16 protein-coding genes are annotated in these 26,249 nt (G+C 75.0%); 7 read left to right on the plus strand and 9 right to left on the minus strand.

Going from position 1 to position 26,249, the window contains the following annotated elements; translation table 11 throughout:
- The first annotated feature begins 9 nt into the window (after positions 1–9).
- Both ABFY07_RS35400 and ABFY07_RS35405 read left to right on the plus strand, forming a co-directional pair.
- The gene (locus ABFY07_RS35400) at positions 10–1,611 is read left to right on the plus strand and encodes an AbgT family transporter (RefSeq protein WP_346178432.1); all 1,602 of its coding nucleotides are present in this window, start codon (positions 10–12) and stop codon (positions 1,609–1,611) included.
- Between the two features lie 81 nt (positions 1,612–1,692).
- On the plus strand, positions 1,693–2,847 hold the full coding sequence (locus ABFY07_RS35405) for a M20 family metallopeptidase (protein ID WP_346178433.1): 1,155 nt from the start codon (positions 1,693–1,695) through the stop codon (positions 2,845–2,847).
- A 12-nt stretch (positions 2,848–2,859) separates the two neighbouring features.
- On the opposite strand, the gene ABFY07_RS35410 is transcribed toward ABFY07_RS35405, so the two are convergent.
- Genes ABFY07_RS35410 through ABFY07_RS35420 form a run of 3 tightly spaced genes read right to left on the minus strand, consistent with a single transcriptional unit; the run spans position 2,860 to position 13,078 of the window.
- Positions 2,860–3,966, minus strand: coding sequence for a hypothetical protein (locus ABFY07_RS35410; protein WP_346178434.1), 1,107 nt, complete (start codon positions 3,964–3,966; stop codon positions 2,860–2,862).
- 47 nt (positions 3,967–4,013) lie between these two features.
- Positions 4,014–6,869, minus strand: coding sequence for a right-handed parallel beta-helix repeat-containing protein (locus tag ABFY07_RS35415; protein ID WP_346178435.1), 2,856 nt, complete (start codon positions 6,867–6,869; stop codon positions 4,014–4,016).
- The gene (locus ABFY07_RS35420; protein WP_346178436.1) at positions 6,866–13,078 is read right to left on the minus strand and encodes a putative T7SS-secreted protein; all 6,213 of its coding nucleotides are present in this window, start codon (positions 13,076–13,078) and stop codon (positions 6,866–6,868) included. Before ABFY07_RS35420 ends, ABFY07_RS35415 begins: the two co-directional genes overlap by 4 nt.
- 206 nt (positions 13,079–13,284) lie before the next feature.
- Between ABFY07_RS35420 and ABFY07_RS35425 the strand changes: the two genes are divergently transcribed.
- Entirely contained in the window at positions 13,285–14,274 is a 990-nt protein-coding gene (locus ABFY07_RS35425) for a hypothetical protein (RefSeq protein ID WP_346178437.1), read from the plus strand.
- A 19-nt stretch (positions 14,275–14,293) separates the two neighbouring features.
- Positions 14,294–14,599, plus strand: coding sequence for a hypothetical protein (locus ABFY07_RS35430; protein WP_346178438.1), 306 nt, complete (start codon positions 14,294–14,296; stop codon positions 14,597–14,599).
- Between the two features lie 123 nt (positions 14,600–14,722).
- On the opposite strand, the gene ABFY07_RS35435 is transcribed toward ABFY07_RS35430, so the two are convergent.
- The 5 genes from ABFY07_RS35435 to ABFY07_RS35455 all read right to left on the minus strand — a co-directional run bounded on the left by ABFY07_RS35435 (position 14,723) and on the right by ABFY07_RS35455 (position 23,347).
- Positions 14,723–19,306 carry an FtsK/SpoIIIE domain-containing protein gene (locus tag ABFY07_RS35435; RefSeq protein WP_346178439.1) on the minus strand — a complete coding sequence of 1,528 codons (4,584 nt, stop codon included), beginning with the start codon at positions 19,304–19,306 and terminating at the stop codon, positions 14,723–14,725.
- Between the two features lie 8 nt (positions 19,307–19,314).
- Entirely contained in the window at positions 19,315–20,901 is a 1,587-nt protein-coding gene (locus ABFY07_RS35440) for a hypothetical protein (protein ID WP_346178440.1), read from the minus strand.
- A gap of 108 nt (positions 20,902–21,009) precedes the next feature.
- Entirely contained in the window at positions 21,010–22,221 is a 1,212-nt protein-coding gene (locus ABFY07_RS35445; protein ID WP_346178441.1) for an MAB_1171c family putative transporter, read from the minus strand.
- Positions 22,214–22,675 (minus strand): ImmA/IrrE family metallo-endopeptidase, encoded by a 462-nt coding sequence (locus ABFY07_RS35450; RefSeq protein ID WP_346178442.1) that lies wholly within the window; start codon positions 22,673–22,675, stop codon positions 22,214–22,216. The genes ABFY07_RS35445 and ABFY07_RS35450 overlap by 8 nt, the downstream gene beginning before the upstream one ends.
- Positions 22,676–22,801: 126 nt before the next feature.
- The gene (locus ABFY07_RS35455; protein ID WP_346178443.1) at positions 22,802–23,347 is read right to left on the minus strand and encodes a helix-turn-helix domain-containing protein; all 546 of its coding nucleotides are present in this window, start codon (positions 23,345–23,347) and stop codon (positions 22,802–22,804) included.
- A 229-nt stretch (positions 23,348–23,576) separates the two neighbouring features.
- Here ABFY07_RS35455 and ABFY07_RS35460 point away from each other — a divergent pair, with 229 nt between their 5' ends.
- Positions 23,577–24,389, plus strand: a complete 813-nt coding sequence (locus ABFY07_RS35460; RefSeq protein ID WP_346178444.1) for a thioesterase II family protein — start codon at positions 23,577–23,579, stop codon at positions 24,387–24,389.
- 192 nt (positions 24,390–24,581) lie between these two features.
- Positions 24,582–25,337, plus strand: coding sequence for an NPP1 family protein (locus tag ABFY07_RS35465; RefSeq protein ID WP_346178445.1), 756 nt, complete (start codon positions 24,582–24,584; stop codon positions 25,335–25,337).
- Between the two features lie 26 nt (positions 25,338–25,363).
- Here the strand turns inward: ABFY07_RS35465 and ABFY07_RS35470 are convergent, their stop codons facing one another.
- Entirely contained in the window at positions 25,364–25,810 is a 447-nt protein-coding gene (locus ABFY07_RS35470) for a hypothetical protein (protein ID WP_346178446.1), read from the minus strand.
- Between the two features lie 117 nt (positions 25,811–25,927).
- Between ABFY07_RS35470 and ABFY07_RS35475 the strand changes: the two genes are divergently transcribed.
- The coding region (locus ABFY07_RS35475) for a nitrilase-related carbon-nitrogen hydrolase (protein ID WP_346178447.1) at positions 25,928–26,249 on the plus strand (322 nt) is incomplete at its 3' end.

Raw genomic sequence — 26,249 nt, forward strand, 5'->3', positions numbered from 1 at the left:
GTGCCGACGGTGAGCCCGAACGACGCCCCGACCACGCCCGGCCCCAGCCCACACCGGCCGCCCACTCGACCCGGCGATGACACCTCGGCGGCGCTGGCCGGACTGCTCCGGCTGCTGGGGGCGATCGAGCGGGCCGGCAACAGACTCCCCCACCCCTTCTGGCTGTTCGGGATCCTCAGCGCCCTGCTCGCCCTGGTCAGCTGGGGCCTGGCCGCCGCCGATGTGTCGGCGCCCGACCCGGCGGGCGGCAAGGACGTGGTGGTGCGCAGCCTGGTGTCGGTCGACGGCGTGCGGTCGATGATCACCGACTCGGTGACGAACTACGCCACCTTCCCACCGCTGGGCACGATCCTGGTCGTCATGCTCGGGGTCGCCGTCGCCGACAGGTCGGGGCTGCTCACCGCGATGCTGCGGGCCGGGGTCGGCAAGGTCCCGGCCCGGTGGATGACCTTCGCCGTGGCCTTCACCGCCATGGTCTCCCACATCGCCTCCGACGCGGCCTACGTGGTGCTGGTCCCCCTCGGCGGGCTGGCCTTCCGGGCGGTCGGGCGCAGCCCGGTCCTGGGGATCGTGGTGGCGTACGTGGGGGTGTCCGCCGGCTACGACGCCAGCCCGCTGATCACCCCGATGGACGCGGTGCTGTCCGGGCTGACCACGGCCGCCGCGCACACCGTGGACGCCGGATACTCCGTCACCCCGCTGTCCAACTACTTCTTCTCCCTGGGCTCCTCGGTGGTGCTGGCCGCCGTGATCACCTTCGTCACCGAGAAGGTGCTGGCCAAGCGGGTGGCGGCGCTGCCGCCCGAGGCCGAGGAGCCCCAGGACGAGGACCCCGGTCTGGGCGAGCTGGAGCTGCGGCCCGAGGAGCGCCGCGGGCTGCGCCGCGCGGGCGTCACCCTGCTGCTGTTCCTCGGGGGGATCGTGGCGGCCATGATCCCGGTGGGGTCGCCGCTGCGCGGCGAGGGCGGATCCATCGTCGAGTCCCCGGTGCTGTCCGGCATCGCGGTGGTGCTCGGGGTGTTGTTCGCCCTGCTCGGCGCGGTCTACGGGCGCGCGGCCGGCACGGTCCGAAACAGCCGTGACATCCCGGACTTCATGGCGCAGGGCATGCGCGAGATGGCCCCGATCCTGGTGCTGTTCTTCGCCATCTCCCAGTTCCTCGCCTACTTCAAATGGACCGGCGTCGGTCAGGTGCTCGCGGTGCGCGGCGCCGACCTGCTCAAGGACCTGGGGGTGACCGGCCCGGTGGCGTTCCTGGGCATCCTGGTCGTCTGTACGGTCATCAACCTGGTGATGACCAGCGGATCCGCGATGTGGGCGCTGGTCGCCCCGGTGTTCGTGCCCATGCTGATGCTGCTGGACGTGCCCCCGGAGGCCACCCAGGCGCTGTACCGGATCGCCGACTCCTGCACCAACGCGATCACCCCGATGAGCGCGTACTTCATCATGGCCCTCGGTTTCCTCCAGCGGTACCGGCGCTCCGCGGGCATCGGGACCCTGGCCTCGCTGACCCTGCCGCTGTCCGTGGCCATGCTGGTGGCCTGGACGCTGCTCTTCTACGCCTGGTGGGCGCTGGGCATCCCGCTCGGTCCCGGCGCGCCCGTCCGCTGACCCGGGGCCCGCCGGCCCCGGTCCCCCGCCCGCACCCGACACCCCCGCTGCGCGAACTCCTCGAAAGGACCCCCCCACTCCATGGCGCTCCCCGACATCACCGCACTCGCCCGGCGGGTGCTGCCCGAGATGACCGACGATCTGCGGAGGGTGGTGGAGCTGGAGACACCGAACGACGACAAGACACTGCTGGACGCCGGGCTCGCCGCGATCCGGTCATGGCTCGTCGAGCGGCTCGGCGAGCCCGACGAGGCGCGGCGGTACGACGGCGGCGAGCACGGCGACGTCCTGGCCGTCACCTACCGGGGTACCGCGCCCGGCACGGTGCTGCTGCTCTGCCACTACGACACGGTGTGGCCGGCCGGGACGCTGGCCGAGTGGCCGTTCGAGGTGGTGGACGGCCGCGCCACCGGACCCGGGGTCTTCGACATGAAGACCGGGCTCGTGCAGGCCGTGTGGGCGCTGCGGCTGCTGCGGGAGCTGGGGCTCTCCCACCCCTCGGTGCGCCTGCTGCTCAACGGCGACGAGGAGATCGGCAGCCCGGCCTCCCGCCCGCACATCGAGCGGCTGAGCGAGGACGTGCTGGCCACGTTCGTCTTCGAGGCCGCGCAGGACGGGGCGCTGAAGACCGCGCGCAAGGGCGTCGGGCTGTTCGAGGTGACCGCGCACGGCGTCGAGTCGCACGCCGGCCTCGATCCGTACGCCGGGGCGAGCGCGGTCCACGCCCTGGCCGAGGTCGTCCCCGCCGTCGTCGCGCTGGGCTCCAGGGAACACGGGACCACCGTGAACGTGGGGCTGATCAGCGGCGGTACGGGCCGCAATGTGGTGGCCGCCCGGGCGTGGTGCGGGATCGACGTCCGGATCGCCGAGCCGGCGGAGATGGCGCGGCTGGACGCCGGGCTGAGCGCGCTGGCGCCCTCCGACCCGCGGGTGCGGCTGACCGTCAGCGGCGGGTGGAACCGGCCGCCGATGGTCGCCCACGAGGCGTCGGCGGCGCTGTTCGAGCGGGCCCGCGCCATCGCGGCCGCGCAGGGCTGGGAGCTGCGCGGGACCGCGGTCGGCGGGGCGAGCGACGGCAACTTCGTCTCCGCCCTGGGCCGGCCGGTGCTCGACGGACTGGGCGCCGTGGGCTCCGGCGCCCACGCCCGCCACGAGCACACCCTGCTCGACCACCTCCCCGCCCGCACCGCGCTCACCGTCGGGCTGCTGCACGCCCTGGCGTCGGACGGGGAGTGAGGCCGGCCCGGGTCAGGTCCGGCAGGTGACCTTCATCTGGGCGGCGGCGTGGTGGGCCAGGTTCCAGCCGGCCGACCAGTCGTCGCCGCGGTCGAGCAGCTTGATACCGATCTTGCCCCGCTTGACCGCGAAGCTGCCCACGTCGACCCACTGGCCGCGGTGGCCGGCCTGGTCGACGGTGAAGGAGTCGTACTTCGTGGTCCGGTCGAAGGGGTCGGTGAGGACGTGGTACGTGGTGGGGTGGCCGGCGACGTCGCGGTCGTTGGGCCCCTTGGGGACATACACCGACACCTGGCAGCTCCTGGCCGAGGTGCCCGGCTCCCACCACCACATGACACGGCTGTGGGCGTCCTTGTTCGGGTCGCCGGACATCGGTACGGAGGCGAACACGCCGTCGCAGCCGTGGCCCACGTAGCCGCCACCGCCGAGGGAGTACCAGCCGCCGTCGCCGTCGGTGAAGCGGTTCTGCTCGTAGTAGCCGCCCCGCGGCGGGGTGGGGCAGCTCGGCCCGGCGTAGTCGGTGTAGATCACCTTGCTGCCCGCCGACTTGGGTGCCCCGCCCCCGCCCCCGCCGCCGGTGGTGGTGGCGGCGGGCGCGTCGGCGCCGCCGTCGTGGGACCCGCCGGAGCGGTCGCCCCCGGACGAGGGCGGCGACCCCGCGTCGCCGCCACCGTCGCCGCTGCCGCTTCCTCCGCCGTCGCCGCTGCCCTTGCCACCGCCGCCGCCGGGGCCACCGCCTGAGGAGTCCCCGCCGGGGGCGCCCTTGTCGCCGGTGGCGGGCGCCGCGCCGTCCTCGGCCGCGCTCCTGCCCGACTTCGGGGAGGACGAGGCGCCGTCGGCCCGGTCCGCGGACGTGTGCCGCGCGACGGCGGTCCTGGCGGCGTCCCCGTCCTCCTCGAAGCGCAGCTGGGACACGCCCGCGGAGACCAGCACCACGGCGCCGACCGCGAGACCGGCGGTCACCGGCAGCCCCAGCACCGTGGTCCACACCCGGCGGCCCGGGGCGAGACCCCGCAGCGGCACCCGGGTCCGCCGGGCGAAGGTGTCCGCGAACCCGCGCTGCGCCGCGCGCTCCCTGCCCTGGGTCCTGCCCTGTTCCTCGCGGCTCGGCTCGGACACCGCGGCCTCCTTCTGAGAGCTGTCGTTCGTCGGTCGGGGTGCTGCGGTCATCGCGGTGGCTCCGGCAGCTCGGGCACATCGAGCTCGGACAGCGTCATCAACTCGCTCTCCGAGGGGTTCTCGATCTCCGACACCCGATACGCCTGGCGCTCCGTCATGGCCTGGAACACCTGCCGGGCGGACCGGCCGTTGCCGAACCGGCCGTCTCTGGGGAGGAGTTCGAAGTAGCCGGTGAGGGTGGCGCGGGCGGCGTCGGTCAGATCGTACTGGTGCGAGGCCGCGTGCCGCTCCACGATGCGCAGCAGCTCCTCGGTGTCGTAGTCCTCGAACATCAGCGTGCGGTTGAAGCGGGAGGACAGGCCGGGGTTGGAGTCGATGAAGTGCTCCATCTCGGTCGGATAGCCCGCCACGATCACCACCACCGAGTCGCGGTGGTCCTCCATCAGCTTGACCAGGGTGGCGATGGCCTCCTGCGCGAAGTCGTTGCCGCCCCCGCCGTGGGCCGGGGCGAGCGAGTACGCCTCGTCGATGAACAGCACCCCGCCCATGGCCTCCTGGAAGACCCGCTGGGTCTTGGGGCCGGTGTGGCCGACGTACTCGCCCACCAGCGAGGAGCGGTCGGCCTCCACCAGGTGGCCGCGCTCCAGCAGTCCCACGGCGGCCAGGATCCGGCCGTACAGCCGGGCCACGGTGGTCTTGCCGGTGCCCGGGTTGCCCGCGAACACCAGGTGGCGGCTCAGCGGCGGCGCCGCGAGCCCGGCGCTCTCCCGGCGCTGGACCGTACGCATCAGCTTCACCAGGGACGCCACGTCCTGCTTGACCCTGGCCAGGCCCACCAGCCGGTCGAGTTCGCCGAGCAGGTCCTCCAGGCTCTCCTCGGCCGCGGCGGCCTCCCACGGCTCGGCGGCCCCCTCGGGCGGGGGCGTCTGCCCGGACCCGGGCCCCGCCGGCAGCCCCTCCGGCAGCCCCCGCGGCGTCCTCTCGGCGGTCTCGGGCGCCGGCCACCGGGCGGACTTCACCCGCACCGAGACGCAGTCCTCCACCTCGGGCCGGGCGCCGGGCTCGGCGCTCAGGTCCTCGGCGGCGTCCCGGACCAGGATCCGGCGCAGCTCGGGCGCGGCCCGCTCGGCCAGGTGCACCGCCGGGAAGCCGGGCCGGACGATCTCCACGTCCTCGAACACCCCGGCGCCACCGCCGTCCAGGATCAGTCCGTTCTTGCCGGGCCTGATGATCCGTACCCCTCTCGCGTGCGGCGCGGCCTCGCCCGCCACCACCAGCCCGGACCCGGCCGGCTCGCGGATCTCCGTGTCGGTGACCCGGGCGGTGGCGCCCGTGGCGAACACCAGGCCCGCGGTGCCCGGCCGCAGGATCCGGCCGCCGGACACCTCGGTGTCGCCGGGGCCGAGGGTGATCCCGGCCCGCTCGGCGTCGGTCACCTCGCAGTCGGTGAGCCGCAGCGGGCCGTCCGACCCGGCCGTGACACCGTTCACGCAGCGCGTCACGGCGAGCCCGGACGCCTCGGCGCGGGCGGCGCCCGCCACGTCCAGGCCCGACATGCCGCAGTCGGCGAGGCGGGTGTCGGTGAGCGTCAGGGCGGCCTCGCCGACGGCGTGCACCCCGTGCTCGGGCGTGCCGCCCGCCCGCACCCGGGTGAGCGTGGCCCGCGTGCGCTCGCCCAGGTGGACCGCGCTGTAGCGGCAGCCGGTCAGCTCGCTGTCGGTGAGGTCCACGGCCGCGGTGCCGGTGGCGAGCAGCCCGTTGGCGGCCGCGTCCCGCACGGTCACCTCGCGCGCGGCCAGTTGGGCGGAACCGTGCGCACCGAGGGCCGAGGCGCCGGTGCGTACGACCGTCACGGCGGCCAGGAGCACCCGCGCGCCGTCGCCCGCCGCCACGCCGGAGCCCGCGCAGTCGCGCAGCGTGGAGGCGGTGGCCCGCAGCTGGGCCGGGCCGGTGACGCCGATCGCGTCGGCGGCCGCACCGGTCAGCTCGCAGCCGTGGAGCACGACGCCGCCGGTGGCGCCGGTGGTCCCGGTGGCCCCGACGGTGTCGGTGGTCCCGGTGGCCCCGACGGTGTCGGTGGTCCCGGTGGCACCGGTGGTCTCGGCGGTGTGGGGGGCGGGGTCGGGGTCGGGCAGCGGGGAACTGCCCAGGGCGCGGACCGCCTCGCCTCCGGTGTCCCGGATCCGGCAGTCCGTCAGAAGGGCGGCGGCCCGGTCCTCGGTGAGCAGTCCGCTGCGGCCGGGCCTGTCGATCAGGCAGCCGCGCAGCACCGCGCGGGCGTCCTCGCGCACCCGGACGCCGGAGCCGGCCGCGGCCCGGATCTCGGTGCGCACCAGCTCCAGCCGGGTGGTCCCGCCGGCCACCAGACCGGTCCCGGCGGTGTCCGCCACCAGACAGCCGGTGAGCCGGACGGCGCCGGTGGTACGCAGCAGCACCCCGGCCAGCGCGGCGCCGGACAGCACGGCGCCGGCCATGCGCAGCGCGGCGTCGCCGCGCACCTCCAGCCGCCCCTGCCGCACCCCGCCGCCCGACCAGTCGGTGGCGCCGCCCGCCAGCAGGTCGGCGGGCCGGTCGGCGGCCGCGCCGTGGACCGTCACCCCGCGCAGCGTCGGCCGCGCCCCGGGCAGCACCTCCAGGGCGCGCCGGTCGGCGGCGGGGGCGGCGAGCGTCACGCCGGCGCCCGGCGGCGGCCCTCCGGCCGGGTCCGCGCCCTCGCCGGCCACGGCCGCCGCCGTGAGCGTCACCCGCCCGGCGAGGCGCAGGCTCTCCTCGTAACGGCCGGGGGCGATACGGATCTCGTCGCCGTCCGCCGCGTCCCGCAGCGCCTCGGCGATCGTCCGGTAGGACCGGTGTCCGTGGGCCGAGGCCAGCCGCACCGGGGCGTCCGGGGTGAGGGGATTCATGGGTTGCCTCCTGACGGCCTCGGTGTCCCCGGGCCCTGGTGCCGAAGCCGGTCCAGGAACTCCTGGGCCCGCTGGGCCTGCTCCTCGGCCGCCGCAGCGGCGGCGTAGGCGCGCTGGAGCTCGCTGGTCCCCGAACTGCCGCCGGCCGCCTGACCGGCGCGACCCTCGGCCTCCCGGACCCACCGGAGGGCCCGCCGCAGATCCTCGTCGGCCCGCTCGACGGCCTGCTCGGCGGCGGCCACCTCGGCCGGGTCGGCCCGCCCGGCGGGGGCCGGGAAGTGCGGCACGGACGGCACCGACGGCACGGTCCCGGCGGAGGTACGCGCCTTGCCCTTCCCCTTGCTGCCCTTGGGCGCGGGGGTGGTGGAGCCGTCCTGGGCGAGGCGGGGGCGCTTCGTGGAGCCCGGTCCCTCGACCGACCCGGGGGCCTCCCCGCCGCCGCGCGGCCGCTTCACCTTCGGGGCGGACACGTCCGTAGCGCTCCCGGCACCGCCCCGGCCGCCCCGGCCCCGGCCGGGCGGCGCGGCGTCGGGGATGTGCGCCGCCCAGCCGCCGTCCGGGCCGGAGTTCCAGGTGAGATGCAGCGCCGGCCCGCGATTCCGGGCCGCGACCCCCACGGCGGTCACCGTGAGGGTGGTCCCGTCCCCGCCGGTGACCCGGATGTCCCGGCCGAGCGCCGCCGCGTACTGGCTCAGCAGGGCGTCCCGCGCCGGGTCGGGGCCGAGGGCGCCCCCGGAGGCGCGGAACGCCTCGAAGTCGCCGGTCGCCGGGTGGAGTCTGCCGTCCACCAGTCGGGGGAAGAACTTCTCGACCTCCACCCCCGCGGCGTTGACCTGCTCCAGCATCCGGCCGAGCGCGTTCGCGCCGCCCTGGCGCAGGTCCAGGAAGGCCCGCCCGACCAGGTTGCGCATCATCCGCAGCGGATGCAGGGAGAGGTCCCCGGTCACCCGGGCCGCCTGCTCCAGGGCGTGGAAGAAGGTGCCGGGGGCCGTGGGGACCTGCCCGCGCGCCAGGTGCTCGCGCGCGAAGTAGCTCAGGTGACGGGCCAGATAGCCCTCGTCGTGGGTGAGCGCGAGGGACTGCGCGGCCAGCCGCATCTGCTCGGGGTCGATGCCCGCGAACAGCCGCGACCCGCCGCCGGGCACCTGGGCGGACACCGCGAGGCCCACCCGGTTCTTGCCGATCACGCCCATCCGGGAGTCCAGCGTCGCCGACAGGTCGGCGGCGAGCCGCGCGCTGGGCAGTTCGCCGCGCGGGTGGTGGAGCGGCCACAGGGGGTCGTTCCAGCCGCCGTCCCTGATGGACTGTCTGAAGGAGTCGCGGAGCCACTTCAGCTCGACGCCCTCGCGCAGCGCCTGGCTGTTCTGGCCCGCGCCGAGCGCGTCGCGGCTGAACAACCGGTCCAGGGGGTTCTTCAGACCGGCGTGGTCCTGCGGCAGTTTGCCGTCCTTGTACCAGTCCTTCATCAGCCGGGACAGGTCCGTCTCGGTGGACGCCTCCCGGAATTTCGTCAGGTACGACACGCCCCGGTGCGGCAGGGTGTTGTTCTCGGCGTGCACCTTGCGCAGGGCACTCAGCTCGTCGAGCGTCTCCGCCCCGATCGCCGCCGAGGGGGTGCGCAGCGACTGGTCCAGCTCCCACGCGTTCAGCCGGTTCAGCCGCTCGCTCAGCTCGCCGAACTCCGCCCCGCCCTGCCCGAACCTGACCCGGATCAGATCGTCGGTGAGCAGGGTCGCGGCGGCGTCCACGAAGAGATTGGGCTCGGGGGCGTACGGCAGCTGCGGATGGAGGCCGGTGAGCCGGTCGCGGATGCGCATGTCCTGCTCGATCCGCCGGACGAAGTCGAGCCGGGTGTCCTCCAGCGGTGGCCTGGGGTTCTTCCGGGCGGGCAGGGTCTCGCCGGCGAGTCTGGCCCGGGTGTCGTCGATCAGCCGGTCGACGCCGCCGACGGGCGGGGGCTCGGGCACCCGGTAGCCGCCCGCCATCATCAGTGGCCGCAGTGGGGTGCCCACCTCGTGTCCGTCGTCCACCACCCGCAGCACACGCTCCCAGTACGCGAAGGCGTGTTCGCCGCCGGGGACCAGGTGGGGATAGGTGTCGAAGTCCATGATCGAGTGGTAGGGGTGCAGCCCGTCGGCCATCATCGAGCGCACCATGTGGCGCGTGGCCAGGCTGTCCAGCGTGTTGTTGCGCGCGGTGCCGTAGACGAAGTGGCCGGGCTGATAGGGGCCCAAGGGCGTGGCCACGAGCGCCAGCGGGTGCCCGAAGGTGGTCTGGCCGAGGGCGTCGGCGATCGCCTGGCGGATCGCGGGCAGTTGGGCGTGGGAGCCGTTGACCCCGATCACCACGCCGACCCGGCCGTCGAAGCCGGTCAGCTGGTGGGTGAGGGAGTTCAGGAAGCCCTGGAGGCCGTCGCCGAGCTGGTCGTACCGGACGATCGCGGTGACGACGAACCCGAGCGGGCGCGGCTCGGTCTCGATGGCGCGCACCCAGGTCATGTAGTCGGTGTCCGTCATGCGCGCGTGCCCGGCCTGCGTCAGCCGCAGGAACGAGTCGTTCACCATCATGTCCGCCGGGCCGCCGCCCGGCACGGCGCCGGCCGGGGTCCACGCGTGCGAGCCGCCGGTCGGGCCGGCCACCGCCTGGGGGTACGCGGGCGGGTCCACGTCCATCGCGCCCGGCACGGGGGTCTGGTCCCGCACGGTGCCGTACGGCGATCCCATGTCCATGACGTCGTCCATGACGTCGTCCATGGCATCGTCGACCGCGTCGTCCACGGATTGGGTCTCGGGGGATCCGGGCGGCGGGGTGCCGCCCATGGAGGCGTCGGTCGGCGAGGCCGGAGGCCAGGGCGAGCCGCCCGGCAGCCCGCCCCGGTCCCGGAACATCTGGGCGGTGATGCCCCGCATCTGCCGGTGCGTGGTCCGCGCGTCGATGCCCAGCCGGTCCAGCCGGGACTCTGCCGCGTCGAGCCGGGCCCGGACCGCGCCCAGCTCGTCCAGCGCGCTGATCTGCGCGGCGGACGGCCCCCGCGAACCGCCCTGCCCGGGCGGGGGCGTGGTCAGCTCGACCTGCCGCTCGGCGGTGGCCAGGTCGGACAGCGCGCGCTCGTACGACGCCCACGCGTTGAGCCGTGCGGCGGCCTCGGCCCCGCTGGTGCCGCCCATGATGAGCTGGTGGCTCTCCCGGATGCGCTGGTTGACCGCCGCCATGGGCGACAGCCCGCCGAACCGCCCCTTGCCCCCGCCCGGAGACGGCGGGGCGTACGGCGGCGGCGTGTCGGCCTTCAGCGCCTGCTGGTACGGCGGGGGCGGCTGGACCTTCGCCGCCGCGTCGCCGGTTTTCGGCAGCTCGGCGCCGGTCTTGGGCAGCTCCGCGCCCGTCTTGGGCAGCTCGGCGCCGGTCTTGGGAAGCTCCGCGCCCGTCTCAGGCAGCTCCGCGCCCGTCTTGGGGAATTCGGGGCCGGTCTTGGGCAGCTCCGCGCCCGTCTCGGGCAGCTCCGCGCCCGGTGCGGCGATCTCGCGCGGGCGCCCAGGGTGCGCGACGAGGTCCATCGCGTCCCCCGCCGCCCTGCCGCCCCCGCTCCCGGCGGCGTCCAGCGGCCCGCGCGCGGACACTCCGCCCGGCGGCGCCACCGGCCGGGCGCTGAGCCCACCCGCCGGGGACGGCCCCGGCGCGGCGCGCTCGCCGCGCAGCAGATCCATCGCCAGGTCATGCGCGGCAGCCGCGGACAGCGGCTCCGGCACCCGTCCGGCGCCGCCCGGCGCGGGCGCGCCGGCACGCCCGGGGGCACCCGGGGACGCCGAGTGCGCCACCGTCCCCGGCGGCGCGTGACCGCCCGGAGCGGCGTGAACCACCGGGGCCGGACCGTGCGCCCCCGCATCCACCGAACCCACGCGCCCCGGAACACCCGAGGCCGCCACCGCACCCGGCGGCGTGCTCGCCGCACCCTCATGGACGGACGCCCCCGGCGCCGACCGACCGCCCGTATCCGCATGAACCGCCGGGGCGTGCGCCCCCGCGCCGGCCGGCCCACCGCGCCCCGGAGCGCCCGAAGGCGCCGGGACCGCTCCCGAGTGGACCTGGCCGCCCGACGGTGCACTCGCCGCGCCCGCATCGGCATGAACCACCGGGGCCGGGCCGTGCGCCCCCGCATCCACCGAACCCACGCGCCCCGGAACACCCGAGGCCGCCGCCGAACCCCCATGGGCGGGCGCCCCCGGCGCCAACTGGCCGCCCGTATCCGCTAGAAGCACCGCCGGAGCGGCGCCCGGCACGTGGCCCTCCGCGACCGTAGCGGCCCCCACCCGAGCCGGGGGCGCCGAGGCCCCTGTGGGGACCGGGGCCGTGCCGGCGATGGTGTGGGCGTCGACGGTGCGGGGGGCCGCGTCGCCGATGCGCAGGGTGATGCCCTCGTCCCGGATGGCGGTGACGGCGACGTCCCCGTGCGCCAGGGCGTTCAGCTCGGGGAAGGTCAGGTCCTGCAGCGCCTCCGCGTGTCCGACGGCCCCGCGGGCCATCGTGACGCCGTCGGACACGCCGCCGGCCGCGGCCAGGCCGGGGGCCGACTCGTGGGCGGTGTGGGTGACCGGGGACGGGGTGTGGGCGTCGCGCAGCAGGTCGATGGCGGTGTGGCCGGGCAGCAGCAGATTGTTGTCCAGCCGCACCTGCCCGGCGGCGAAGTCCGCCTGGTGGAGCAGCTGAAGGCCGTGGCCGCCGGGGGTCGCGTGGGCGGCCGGGACGATCAGACCGCCGGGGCCGGCGGTCATGCCGTGCGGCAGCGGCGGGGTGGTGAGGCCGTGGGCCACTCCCCCGAGCCCCTGCGGGGCCAGGGCGCCCAGGTTCACGGTGGGCAGGTGGGACAGCGCGCCCGGCGGGGCCGCGCCCAGGGCGCCCGTGCCGAGGCCGCCGATGTGGAAGGCGCCGCCCGGCAGATAGGCGCCGGGTGGCCGGATCAGACCGGTGGGCACCAGGCCGCCGGAGCCGGTACGGACCGGGGGGATGCCATGCAGGGCCGCGTCCGTACGGCCGGCGTTGGCGAGCAGGGCGCGCAACTCGGGCTGGGGGATGCCGAGGACGCGCTCGCCGAAGGCGAGCCGGGCCGCGCCGCCGAGGCCGAGGACGCCGAGTTCGGTGAAGTTCAGCGGGAGGAGGGTGGCGGCGCCGAGCCGCCCCAGCCGCTGGAGGTTCGCCAGCGAATAGGCACCGGCCTTGGCCCAGCCGCCGGTCGCGGTGGCGGTGACGCGCGCCCAGTCGCCGCCGATCGCGGTGATCGCGCTGTTCCAGCCGCCGCGCAGGGCGCCGCCGAAGCCCTTGCCCAGCGCGACGAAGTCGATTTTGACCAGCGGGGCGAGGTGCGCGCCGATCACCATCGGGGCCACCACGATCCTGGGCAGGCCGGTGAGCGAGGAGAAGTGGGCGATCTGGCCGAAGAGGTTGCGGCCCGCGCCGGTCAGGCCGCTGATGCCGCCCTTGAGGCCGTTGCCGAGGCCCTTGATGATGGCGCCGACGTTGATGCCCTTGGTGGTGGGGAAGAGGATGCCGAGGAAGGCGAGGCCGAGTTCCAGTCCGCTGGCCTTGCCCTGGCTGAAGTCCACGATGGTCTTGATGAGCAGGGCGGCGTTCATGCCCCAGGCCAGGATGCCGAGGATGCCGCCGGTGAAGACCGCGATCACCGAGATGATGATCGTCAGCCACTGGAACGCCTCCCAGAAGAGGTCGCAGTCGCTGACCGGCTGCACCATCATCGCGCCCGCGTCGTGGAGCTGGCGGCGCAGCTCGCCCGCGGCGCCCGCGAGGTCGGAGCGGGCGTCCTCGGCGCGCTGGGTGAGCTGCTGCCGCTGGGGGTCGTCCTCGGGGAGCCCCTGGGCGGCGGAGAGGGCCTGGTCGGCCTCGCCCTGGGCGGTCTCGACGGCGGTCGCGTAGGCGCGGATGGCGGTCTCGGCCTTGTGGAAGGACTCCTCGACGTGTCCGACGAAGTTGTACAGATGGCTGTCCACCATCTCGCGCAGCCGGTCGGCGGTGACGCCGATGAACCGCTGTCCGTCGCCCGCGGTGTTCTGAAGTTCGCGCAGCCCGTTGTTGATCACCCCGGCCGAGGTCGCGAGGTCGCGCATGGTGTCGGCGATGCTGTTCAGCGTGGCGGGGTCGCCCGGGACCGGGTCACCGCCGAGACCGAGCGCGCTCCAGTCGCCGGGACGGGTCGGCAAGCTCTTCCTCCCCCCTCATGTTCACGTGTTGTACGGGCACCGCACCGGTCGGCGCCTACACTTGCGTAACGCACCAGCGGGTGAGAGCGGTTCACTTCAGGATGAACGGTACCGTCGGGCCGGAGTAATCCCTGAACCGGACGAACGTTCCGGCCCGTTGGTCACGGTGGAGCGCCGAGCCCGCCGAGCCGAACCCAGGGGGGACCGTGCCGGACATCGTCGTCGACTACGAGCTGCTCAATCAAGTCGCGCTGAAGGCCCGCAGCCTCAAGGAGCAGGTCCAGCAGGCGCGCGAGAGCAAGCAGGACTACACCACGGACCAGGTGGGCGCGGGCGGGGTATCGACCGCCATCCAGGCCTACTACACGGTGTGGAAGGGCTCGTTCAAGCGGTCCGAGGAGAAGCTGGAGAAGCTTCACAACCTGTACGAGGGCGTCGCCAGGGGCTGGGCGGACTGGGACTTCCGGCTGGCCGGGGAGGCCAGCAAGCAGGAGGCGTCGCTGGCCGCGGACCTCTACCGCACCCAGAAGGAGATCTGGGACGACTGGCAGGAGGCGGTCGCCAAGGGGTACGTCGATCCGAACGACCCGCACGCGCCCAAGCCGCCGGGCGAGCGCGAGAGCCAGTGGACGACCACCGACGGCCATGGCAACACCACCACCACGACCTACGAGTACGGCCCGGACGGCAAGCCCACGAAGATCACCACGACCATCACCACCAGCAGCGGGCTCACCTCCACCGACACCACCGACTACCACCCCGACGGCACCTACGACTCCACCGCCACCGACGTCTACGGCAACGTCACCACCACGACGGGCAACGCGCAGACGACCGAATCGGGGGACCACCGCAACACCACGGACACCTTCACCAGCACGACCAACACCCCCGACGGCAAGCAGTCCACCACCACCGGCACCACCACCTCGGACTACAACACCGCCACCGGCCACCGGGACTCCACCACGACGTACACCACCACCGGCCCCGGCGACGACGGCGAGCAGCAGACCGTGCACGGCACGACCACCTCCTCGGTCGATGTGAACGGCCATGAGGTGATCGAGACCATCGAGGTCCACGAGGACGGCAGCGGCACCCGGACGGTGGAGACGGACGGCCGCAAGGAGGAGTGGACCAGCGACCACGCGGACCAGAACACCGGCTGGGTCCCCAAGGAAGACGACTAGACAAGGCAGGAACCACACCATGCCCGCAGGCAACATCAACCTCGACTACGCCGAGATCATGCGCGTGGCCGGGGTCATGAACCAGGCCGTCAACGACATCAACCCGCATCTGCTGTCCACCAAGACCTCGGTGGAGGGGCTTTTGGACAACGGCCTGTTCATGCAGCAGAGCAGCCCGGCGATGAAGGCGGCCTACGAGAAGCTGACGGCCTCGCTCCAGCAGGCGGTGGAGAGCATCAACAGCTTCGCCACCCAGTTCACCAAGATCAAGGAGTCCGTCGAGCAGATGGACAAGGACATCGCCGCCAGCACCAACAACGCCTGACGCCGACAGCGCCTGACACCGGCAGCGCCTGACGCCGACAAGGCCTGATCCGCCGCCGTACCGGTTCCCGTTCCCCCATGACGCCGAGGCGCCTCGGGGGAACGGGAGCCGGTCGTCGTCCGGTCAGTCCATGCCGTCCGACCGCAGCACCGTCTCGGGGACCAGCACGGACACCAGCGCCCCGGTGGCCGGGTCGACGGTCAGCCCGCGCCCCGGGACCGGCCGCCCGCGCAGCAGGTCGTACGGGACCCGCACCCCCAGCAGGTCCCCCTCCCCCGGCGACTGCGGGGACAGCAGCAGGCCCTTGCGGACCCGGCGGACCTGGCCGAGCCAGCCGATGCCCGCCGAGGTGAGGGTCTCCGCGGTGGCGGCCACCGCGAGCCCCTGGCCGCGGTCCCGGCCGGTCGACGCGATCTCCCGCAGCACCGAGTCGGCGGACGGCATCTGGGCCAGCAGGTCCGCGTCGTCCACCAGCACCACCACGGGGCCCGCCTCGGCCTCCAGCGCCTGCCGCACCTCGTCCGCGCCCGGGTCCGGCGACTCGACGACCACCGCCCTCGGATGCCTGCCCAGGCCCCGCAGCGGCGACTCGCGCGGGGTGAGCGCGACCACCCGCGTCCCGCCCGCCAGCAGGGACACCGCGAGGCTCGCCAGCGCCGTGGAGCGGCCCGCGCCGGGCGGCCCGCTGACCATGAACGACGGGGCGTCCGCCGCGAAGTCCACCCCGACCGGGCCGAGGTCGTCGCCGCCCACCCCCAGCAGCCCCCACAGCGGGCGGCGCGATCCGGCGGGCACCTTCTCGTAGGCGTCGGTGAACGTCACCCGCTTCGGCAGGCTCGCCACCTTCGCCGGGCGCAGCGCGGCGGGCACCTCGCGGTCCCGGCGGGCGGCCTCGGCGCCGATCCGGCGCAGCGCCTCGGCCTGGTCGCGACCGGCGCCCGCGGCGCTGAGCAGGGCCACCTGCACCTCGGTGGCGCTGCCGCCGCGCCAGCCGCGGCCCTGTGGCACGACGGCCGGGATCTGCTTGGCCGGGATCTGGGCCAGCATGTACTCGCTGCGGTCGGTCAGCCGCAGCAGCAGCCGCTCGTCGTTGAGCGAGGCCACCTTGCCGGACAGCAGGGCGCGTTCGGAGGTCGCGATCACATGCAGGCCCATCGGGGCGCCCTCGCGGATCAGCGCGGTCAGCTCCTGCACCGGGCGTCCGCCGTCGTGGTCGCCGAGCAGCGCGGTGAGCGAGTCCCAGCCGTCGATGAGCAGCACGGTGTGGGCGGGACGCTCGGCGGGCGGCAGCAGGGAGCGCAGTTCGGCCAGGTTCGCCGCGCCGTGCGAGGTGAGCAGTTCCTGCCGGCGACCCATCTCGGCGATGAGCCGCGCCAGCAGCCGGTTGAGCCGCTCCAGGTCGGTGCGGGACACCACCGCGCCGCAGTGCGGCAGTTCGCCCAGCGCCGCCAGGGAGCCGCCGGCCGCGTCGATGCCGTAGAGGTGGACATCGGCGCAGGAGTGGCGGCGGGCCAGCGCGCCCGCGATGGTCCGCAGCGCCTGGGAGCGGCCGGAGCGCGGGGTGCCGATGACATAGAGGTGTCCGAAGCGGGAGAAGTCCAGCTCCAGCGGCTCCTGGCGCTGTGCGCCCGGCAGGTCGGCCAGTGCCCACGGCACCGGCGCCAGCGCCCCGCCGGGCCGGTCGGGGCGGACCGGAAGCTCCTCCAGGGTGATGGTCTGCGGCAGCGGGGGCAGCCACGGGCTGGGCTGCGGCTCGATGGCCAGCTCGGCCGCGGCCTCGCGTACGGCCTCCACGAGCGCCGTCAGGTCGGTGGGCACGTCCTCGGCGCCCGGCGGCGGCTCGTCCTCGGCCTCGTGGGCGGGGCCCGGCTCGGCCGCGGTGCGGCCCAGCAGCGACCAGGTCATCTCGGCGGCCCAGACGGGGGCTTCGGGCGTCTCGGCCGGCGCGGGCCCGGGGGCCTCGTCCAGGCGCGGGGCGCCCACGAAGGCCGTCTGGAAGGGCAGCACCGAGCGGTGGCCGATCCGGGCCAGCGCCCGGCCCGGGGTGGCGCTGGAGATCGTCACCGCGTCGTTGACCTCCAGCACGTCCTGGCTGTCCATCGCGTCGGTGACGCGCAGCGCGATCCGCAGATTGGTGTTGGCCCGGATGTCGGCGGTGACCACGCCCGCGGGCCGCTGGGTGGCCAGCAGCAGGTGCAGGCCCAGGGAGCGGCCGCGCTGGGCGATGCCGACCAGCCCGGGGACGAACTCCTGGACGTCGCGCGCGAGCGTCGCGAACTCGTCGATGACCAGCAGCAGCCGGGGCAGCGGGGGCAGCGCCGGATCGCGCCGCCGCATGGCCCGGTACTCGCCGTGGTCCTTGGCCCCGGCCTCCGCCAGCACCCTCTCGCGGCGGACCAGTTCCGCGGTCAGCGAGGCCAGCGCCCGCTCCACCAGATGGCTGTCGAGGTCGGTGACCATGCCGAGTACGTGCGGCAGCCGTACGCAGTCCTGGAAGGCGCTGCCGCCCTTGTAGTCGACCAGGACGAACGTCATCTCGTCCGGCCGGTTGACCGCCGCCAGGGAGGCCACCAGCGTCTGCAGCAGCTCCGACTTCCCGGCGCCGGTGGTGCCCGCGATCAGGCCGTGGGGGCCGTCCTTGACCAGGTCGAAGGCGACCGGCCCGGTGTAGCCGACGCCCAGCAGCGCCCCGGTGGAGGCGGGCCGCTTGCCCCAGCGGCGGACCAGCTCGCCGGCGCTCGGCGGCTCCAGCTCCAGCAGCCCGAGCAGCCTCACCTGGTCCGGCAGGCCGTCCGAGCCGTCCGGGGTGACGTCCCGTACGGGCGCCAGCGCGCGGGCGATCCGCTCGCACCACGCGGTGTCCACCTGGTCCGGGCGGATGCCGGTCACCTCGGCGCTGCCGGTGCGGCGCACCGTCAGCTCGCGGGCGCCGACCGCGCAGACGGTGACGCACTCCTCGGGGAGCATGCGCTCCTCCTGGTCCAGGCAGATCAGGAACACCCGGACCGCCGGGCCCTCCTTGAGCACCTGGACCACGCCCGGCACATCGCGCAGCCGCCGCGCCCCGTCGAGCACCACCACCAGATCGGGCTCGCTCAGCAGCGCCCCGCTCATCGCGGAGTCCCGGGCGCGCATCCTCGACCGGATGGCCGAGACCAGCTCGGAGACCCGGTTGGCGACGGTCTCCGGGTCGTTGCCGACCGTCACCGACGGGCCGCCGGAGCGCGCCGCGGCCAACCCGCCGCGACCCGGGCGGGCGTGCGGCAGCCAGCGCACCCACTCCCATGCGGAGGCCCCAGCCGTGTCCGTCAGCACGGTCACCCGTACGTCCCGGGGACTGTGCAGCACCGCCGCCTGCGCGACCGCCCAGCGGGCCAGCGCGCGGGCCGACTCCCGCTCCCCCGCGATGCCGACCACGCCGTCGGCGCACAGGTCCACCTGGACCGGCATGTCCGGGATCCGCCAGTTGACCGACCGGTGGTTGTCCTCGCGGGAGCTGTCGTCGATGGTCAGCAGCGAGGGCTGGCCGACCGTCCCCACCCGCAGCGCCAGGTGGTCGGGGTGGCCGCGGCGCCGCTCCCACAGCCTGGCGCCCGGCCCGACCGCCCACAGCCCGGCGGTGGCCGGGTCCGGTCCCGAGGCGACCCGCAGCCGCCGCTCGCGCTCGACCTTCTCCCGTACGTCCGCCTCCAGCGAGGCGCGGCGCGCGCGGTAACTCGCCACGCCGGCCAGGTACTCGCGCCGGCCGCTGCGGCGGGTGGTCACATAGTTCGCGACGGCCAGGAAAGGGCTGAAGACCGCGAACATCAGATAGAAGTAGGACCCGAGGAACGTCACCATGGCGATCCCCAGGAACAGCGGCGCCACCACCAGCAGCACCGGGATCGACCGCCGCGACGGCGGGGTCGGCGGCGCGGGCAGCACGAACCGCTCCGGGGTCAGCGGCGGGATGATCCTCGGCGGCCGGTTGAAGTCCAGGTAGGCGCCGTCGGCCGACACCGTCACCGCCGCGTCGGCCTCGGTGGGCTCCGCTACCCGCAGCAGATACTCGCCGAGGACCAGCTCGCCGTCCAGCGGCCACTCCGTCCAGCCGCGCGGCACCGGGTCGCGGCGGTCGGCGTCCGGGTCCGGCAGCGGGGGCGGCGGGGCGGGCGGCAGCGGGGCGGCGTCGGCGCGCGGCCGCTCGGCCGGCGGCTCGGGGGTCGACAGGGCCACGCCCTGGCCCGCCTGACCGGTGTTCAGCAGCACGCTGCCGTCCGGGCGGACCGTCACCCGGATCCCGGCGGGCGGCACGTCGCGCCCCTCCAGCCGCACCGCGCTGCCGGGCTCCGGGCCCACCGTGTACGTACCGGGCCGCAGCAGCCAGACCCGCCCCGCGCCGCGTCCGCCCACGAGTTGCAGCTCGACCTGGGGGCCGCGCGGAAGCCGCTCGCCGTCGGCGGATCGCGACGGGGGCGGCAGCTCCTCGCGCCCGGGCCCGTACGCACCCCCGTCCCCCGGCGCGGGTGCTCCCAGCCCCAGCCGGGCCCCGTCGCGCACTCCCGCCGCCGCCAACGGCAGCCCGGCGGGCAACGGCCGGTCGCCGAGAAACAGCTCGGCGCCCCCGGGGCCCGTGGCATGGCCCATCTCGGCCAGACGGACGGCGACGGCGCGGGCGGTGGTGGCACCACCCACCTCCAGCATGACGTCGCTGTCGGCGACGCTCACAAAAAGTCTCACGGCTGCGAAGAGGTCCGTTCGTTGGTCGGGCCGGAAGCGGCGGAGATACCGCCGGACCGCGACGGCGGCGCGGCGGGGGCGGGCTCGGCGAGATCGTCGTCCCCGGCCCCGTCGGCCCGGCCCGGGTCCGGCTCGGCCGGCTCGGCGGTCCGGGCCGGTGTGGCCTGCTCGGCCGCCGGGGCCGGTGATCGCGGCGCGGGCCCCGGGCCGCCGTCGGGCTCGGCGGGATCGGGCTCGGTGAAGTCGGGTTCAGCCAGGTCGGGCTCGGTGAAGTGGGGCTCGGCCAGGTCGGGTTCGGTGAAGTGGGGCTCGGCCAGGTCGGGTTCGGTGAAGTCGGGCTCGGCCAGGTCGGGCTCGGTGAAGTCGGGCTCGGCCAGGTCGGGTTCGGCCCGCGGGCCGGGGACCGTGGCGGGGGCCGGGACGGGGACCGGGACCGGCCTCGCCGCCGCGGCCTGGGGCTCGGGCTCGGCGAAGTCCCCCGCCACGTCGGCCTCCGCACGAGCTTCCGCACGGGTCTCCGTACGGGCCCCGGCAGGGGACTCGGCACGGGCCCCGGCCTCCGCGGCGGCCGGCGCGGCCGAGCCCGGCCCCGGGACGCCGGTCGCGGCGGCCGGGCGACGGGGCGTGCGGCGGATGGTCCGGGCGATGGCCCGGGGCAACGCCGCCGATTCCAGGTCGAGCTGGAGTCCGGGGGCCAGGAGCCGACCGCCGGGCTCGACGTGGAGCGTCCAGCAGGCGCCGGGCAGGCGGCCGCCGACCAGGGCGCGGAGGCGGCCCGCGGCGCAGAGTTCGGAGAGCCGGGCGGCCTGGTCAGGGGCCGGGGACCAGCACACCACGACCGGTGTCACCGTCGGCCCGGCGTCCGGGTCTCCGGGCGGGGGGCCGTCGCCGAGGGTGTCCAGGAGGGTGTCGAGGTCGGGGCCGTGGTGGCGGGGGTGCACGCCGCGGGCCACATGGACCGGCGGCCCGTCCGGCAGGTGGTCGATCTGGGCGGCCAGGGCCTGCAGCACACCGCGCGCGGCGTGGGGGTCGCCCTCCACGGCGAGGGCGGCGGGGCCCCGCGACCAGTCCACGAGGACGACCCCGGGCAGCCGTCGGTCGACGCCGAGGGCGAGGAGCAGGCGGTCGGGGCCCCCGGGCCCGTCGAGCGAGGCGGCCGGGGCCGACCAGGTCCACTCCCCCGGGTCGGCGGTGGCCTCCTGCCAGGGCGTAGCGGGGGCGCCCGGGTCGCGCCCGGCGAGGACGACACGGACCCGGTCGCGCGCCGGGTTCAGCTGGACCGCGAGGGCGTAACAGCCGTCGTCCGCAACGGCGTCGGCGTGGTCGAGTGCGGCGAGCGCTCTATCGGAGGCGGTGGGGTCGGCGAGGTGGCCGGAGAGGATCCGGGCCCAGCGGCGGTGGCGCCGCAACACCCGGAAGGGCTCGGCGAAGGCCCGTCGGGTCATACGGGCCTCCCAGACGATACGCCGACAGGCGCGGCGCGGGCCGCCCTGGGACCTGATCAGCCGCGCGGTCCCCCAGAGCACGAGGGTGAGCACGGCGAGGAACCCCAGGAGGATCAGCCAGGAAGCGCGATCGGGCATGCCGAGGGCGAGCCATGTGTACACCGGAACCTCACGCTGGGAACGGAACGGGAGAGCGAGCGCCGCAGAGTGTGTGACCGACCCACCATACGGGGCGGCGCCCGGAGTTCACTTCCGTGCCTCCGCCAGGATCCGGTCGACGAGGGGGCTGTCGAGCCGGCGGGCCACGGCGACCAGGTGGCGGCGCTCGGCCTGCGGCGGTACGTCGATGCCCGGCAGCCGTGCGCACGGCCGCAGCGGAGGCCGCCCCGAACGCAGCGCCTCCAGAGCGCCCTTGATCCCCGCGGCCGCGGCCAGCGCGTCGCGCTCCGGCGCCTCCAGGCCGTGGTCGTCGGTGAGGCGCCGCGCGGTGTCGACGACGGTCTGGGAGGTCCAGGGGCGCAGCGCGAGTTGCCCGTCGCGGATCTCGTGGGCGCGGCGCAGGGTGTGGAAGTCCCAGGCGGCGCCGGAGGGCGGGCTGTGGAGGACGACGCCGGGGTCGGCCTGGGTCACGGTGGTCCACAAGGTCTCCAGCGCAAGGAAGTCCCGGCGGCGCTGGCGGCGGGCCCGCAGGGCGGCGCCGGTCCAGCCCGTGGCCATGATCACCCCGCCGATGGAGGACAGCGCGGGGCCCGCGTCCGTACTCAGGACGTCCAGGGCGTGGGAGCCGAGGACCGCGCCGGAAACGGCGAGGACCTTGCACACGCCGTACCCTCCGACGCACACGCAGCCGATCGCCAGGCGCCGCAGACTGACCCGCAGGACCGGGTCCGGGATGTCCTTCAGGCGCCGGTGGCACACGTACACCATCGACCAGATCGCCCAGCCGTACGCCGCCTGATAGACCATCAGGAACGCCAGCACGACGGGCCGGTCGGCGAAGGCGGTGTCGAAGGTCAGGGGCTTCTCGCCGGGCGGCAGGTCGGCGGAGAGGAACAGCCCCACCATGACGGCCGTGGCGGCGCCGTAGTACGGCGCGACCCGGCGCAGGGCATCGCGCATGCCGGTCTCCGTGGGCGGCCGGCCGACCTCCGCGCCGGCGGATCGCCGCGGGGACCACAACAGCGCCAGCGTGAGGATGCATCCGCAGCACACGGTGACGGCGGTGTAGACGACGAGGGTGGCCAGGTTGGAGACCCCGGCGGTCTCGCCGATCCACCGGTAGACCGCGGGGGCGGCGGCGATGAAGCCGGTGCCGACGGCCAGCGCCCCGATCGCCATCAGCAGCAGGCTGGGGATCCGTTCGGCGGCCCAGGCCCGGGCCTTGTACGCGGCCAGCCCGTAGGTGACGGCGCCCACGGTGAAGTAGCCGACGGTGTGCAGGCCGCCGCCCTCAGACATGGCGTCCCTCCCGGTGGACGAGGGACGGGGCGATCCGGGCGGCCGGGCCGACGTCCGGGGCGAGGTTCAGCTGCTGGTAGAGCAGCGTGCCGATGGTCTCGGCCTCGTGTTCGGTGGGGTCGTCGTAGTGGGAGCGCCCCAGGACCCGGAGGACCACGGCGGGGTCGATGGCGTGGTGGCGCGGGATGTGGCCGAGCAGCAGGTGGGCGAGTTCATGGCAGATCACCAGCAGTTGGTGGGCCGGGCTGGTGTGCTCGGGGTAGTAGATGCGGTCCTGGGTCAGGTACTGCTCGTACTTCCCCGTCGGTTCGCCGGGTGCCACGTCCCGTTCGATGAGTCGCAGCGTTCGCCGGGTGCGGGCCTCGTAGGCGGCGTGCAGCTCGGCGAGGGTCGGGTGCGGCGGTAAGCCCAGCTCCTTCAACAAGGCCCGCACCCGGCGCCGTTGTGACCGCATGCCCACGCTGTCGTCCTTTCCCTCGACGCGACTGTCAGGAGGTCATCGCACTGCCCGGACGTCACCGCACTGCCGGGAGGTCGCCGTACCGCCGGCGTACGGCGCGGCGGGGGCGGGGCGGCCGGTTCACCACGGTTTCCGCTCGCGCTGCTTGTGCGGGCGGCCGACGGCGCGGCGCAGCTGGTCCACCAGGGCGCCGACGGTCTCGCGCATGTCGCGGGGCAACACGGCGACGCCCTCGGCGATCTGACGGACCTGGTCGTCGTCCAGCAGTCCGGCCCCGGCCCGCGCCGGGCCGCCGGCGGCGCGGTCGCGGTGGCCGACCGGCTCGCCGCGCCGCTCCTGTTCGATGGCCCGCAGATGCGCCTCCACGTCGCGCGCGTAGGGGTCCTCGTCGGGCGAGAAGAAGTACTCCACGCGCACCCCGAAGAGAGTCGCCAGCGCCACGGCCCGGTCCGCGCGGGGGACCGAGCGGCCGTTGCGCAGGTTGCTGATCTGGCTGACGGACATCCCGACGGCCTCCGCGATCTCCCGCTCCGTGTACGGCCTGCCCACGTCGGCGGGGTAGATGACCTCTTGCAGGCGCTGGAAGCGGCGCGCGAAGCACTGTGCCGCGTCAGGGCGTGCCGAGGTGCGCGGACCTTCTCCAGGGTGCTGCTGCGGGGGCGACATACCTGCGGATCCTAATGCCGGCTCAGCCAGGGTTTCCCCCGCTCGCACGGCGGACCGGCCGTCGGCGGGCAGGTGGCCCCCCGGGCGGGGCCGGGGCATCTTCCTGCCATTCTGTGCGCCGTTCCGGCTCGCCCGGCTCCTGTTCGAGTCATCCTGGTTCCGACGATCGCCGAGCGTCTCCCGGCCGCGCCCGGGAGAGTGGGCATCCGCAGGGGACAAGGGGAACGGCGTGCGCATCACCACCGTTGACGGTCATCTCCTGATCGGTGATCCCAGGCTGCCGCTGCGGGTGCTCCTCCTCCATGACGCGGGGGCGACCGCGCTGTCCATGCTCCCGCTCGCCCGGGCCCTGCCGGCGGGCTGTGCCGCCGTCGCGTTCGAGCTGGACGGCCGGGGCGAGCTGGCCGACGCTCCCCCGGTGCGCTGCTTCGACGACGCCGTGAAGCGGCTCCTCCCGGCGTTCCGCAGCTGGGGGGACCGGCCCGCGGTGGTGGTGGGGCACGGGGTGGGCGCCCTCCTCGCCCATGCCCTGGTCGCGGCGCTCCCCCACGGGCAGGGCCACCACATCAGGGACGTCGTACTGGCGGGGTCCCGGTCCCCGGCGACCACCGCCCGCCTGGCGTCGCACCCGCGCGCCCCGTTCCTGACCAGGACCCGGGAGGAGCTCGCCGCGGAGCTGCGGCGGGACGGCGGCTGCCCCGCCGAGCTGTTCGACTATCCCCACCTGCTCGACTACGCGGTCACGATGCTGGGCCGGGATCTGCACCTGCTGGACACCTACCGGGAGCCGGCCGCGCCGCCGCCGGGTGGCGGCACGGACTACCACGTGTGGTCCGGCCGTGGCGACGGCAGCCTGTCGCCGGCGGAGCTGGAGCGGTGGCGGCTGAGCACGCCGTCCCCGCCGAAGCCGCGGGACTTCGCGGGCGGCCACGGCTTCCTGTGCCAGGAGCGGCCGCCGGCCGCCGCCCTCCACGAGCTGGTGGCCGACCGGCTGGCCGAGGGCGCCGGCGTCCCGCCGCGCCCGCAGCGCGGGGCCGCCTGAGAGCGACACCGGTGAATTCCCGGCTGGCCCCCGTCACCAGCCGCACCTGACGGCGGACCGGATCCCGGTCCGGGGCCGGGATCCGGGACCGGGAACCCCGCCCTTCGTGGCGTGACGGGCGCGTCGACTGGTGACCTGCCCATGCCAACCACGGGTAGCCTGCCCTCCACCGCGGTCAATCAGGAGGACGCAGTGCAGACACGCTCGCGCATCCGCAAGGTCCCGCTCATCCTCGGCAGCGCCGTCGCGCTGGTCATCGCCTTTCCGGGCAGCGCTCTGGCCGACCCCCCGAAGGCGCTGCCCGCCGACGCGGACGGGCTGGAGCAGACGTTCCAGCCGGCCTACGACTACGACACCGACGGCTGCTACCCGACCCCCGCCATCGGACCCGACGGGACCCTCAACGGCGGCCTCAACCCGTCCGGGAGCCCCAGCGGCCAGTGCCACGACGCCTCGGACCTCGACAACACCAACGGATACGCGCGCTACAAGTGCAACAACGGCTGGTGCGCGATCATCTACGGCCTCTACTTCGAGAAGGACCAGGCGACGATCGGCGGCCACCGCCACGACTGGGAACACGTCGTGGTGTGGGTGCAGAACAACCAGGCGCAGTACGTCGCCACCTCCGCCCACGGCAACTTCACCGTCCACACCCGGGACCGGATCCGCTGGGACGGAACCCACCCGAAGGTCGTCTACCACAAGGACGGGCTGAGCACCCACGCCTTCCGCGCCGCGAACGCCAATGACGAACCGCCGGAGAACCACTACCACACCTGGCGGTACCCCGCCCTGATCGGCTGGAACGGCTACCCCGCGGGCATCCGCGACAAGCTGAGCCAGGCCGACTTCGGCAGCGCCGTCTTCGGCCTCAAGGACGGCAACTTCAACGCGCACCTCGCCAAGGCCAAGCCGGCCGGCGTCCCGTTCGACCCCAACGCCTGACGGGGCCGCTTCAGCGCGTGTACGCCTCACTTCCGGCAGACCGCCAGGCAGGGCCGCGTCCATGCCTGGCGGTCACAGAGGAACCCCAGACCGATGCCGAGCAGCCAGAAGTCCTTCGCCAGGGGAATGCCCTCCTCGGTGGGCAGCGGGCTGCCCTTCTGATGCAAGCCGGGAGTGCGCAGATACAGCCCGACCAGACCGGACGCGAAAGTGGTCAGCGCGGCCCCGGCCAGGGCGGTGGGCACCATGGGTGACAGGAGCGCCGCCCCCAGAGCGACCTCGGCGCAGGCCAGCAGCCTGGTGAACCGGTGGGGCGACATCCGGCCGACGAGGGGATAGGCTCCGGCGGTCATGCTGTGGAGTCCCTGACCGGTCCGCTCGTCGGCGTGGAGATGCTGCAGGCCCGAGTGCAGAATGAACGCTCCGGTGGTCAGCCGGGGAGCGATGTGGTGAGGCCTCATCGGGGCGTACATGACCTTCTCCCTTCGCCGGACAGCGGGTGGCCGCCGGGTAACCCTCCTCATGAGAGGTATGCAGAGCACCTCGCCCAGCGCCAGGACCACCCATCCGACAGAGAGGCCGCACCCCGCATGCGCATCGCACTCAGCCAGATCACCACCGGACCGGAGCCCGAGCGGAACCTCGCCGTCCTGCGCGAGCAGGCGGTCCGCGCGGCCCGGGACGGCGCCCGGCTCGTGGTGTTCCCCGAAGCGACGATGGCCTGCTTCGGCACCCCGCTGGCGCCCCTGGCCGAGCCGCTGGACGGCCCGTGGGCCACCGGGGTACGGCAGATCGCCGAGGACGCCGGCCTGGTGGTGGTGGCCGGCATGTTCACCCCGGCGCCCGACGGCCGGGTGACCAACACCCTGCTGGCCACCGGGCCCGGGGTGGAGACCTCGTACGACAAGATCC

The sequence above is a fragment of the Streptomyces sparsogenes subsp. cuspidosporus genome (genome assembly GCF_039532705.1).
GTDB classification, from domain to species: Bacteria; Actinomycetota; Actinomycetes; order Streptomycetales; family Streptomycetaceae; genus Streptomyces; species Streptomyces sparsogenes.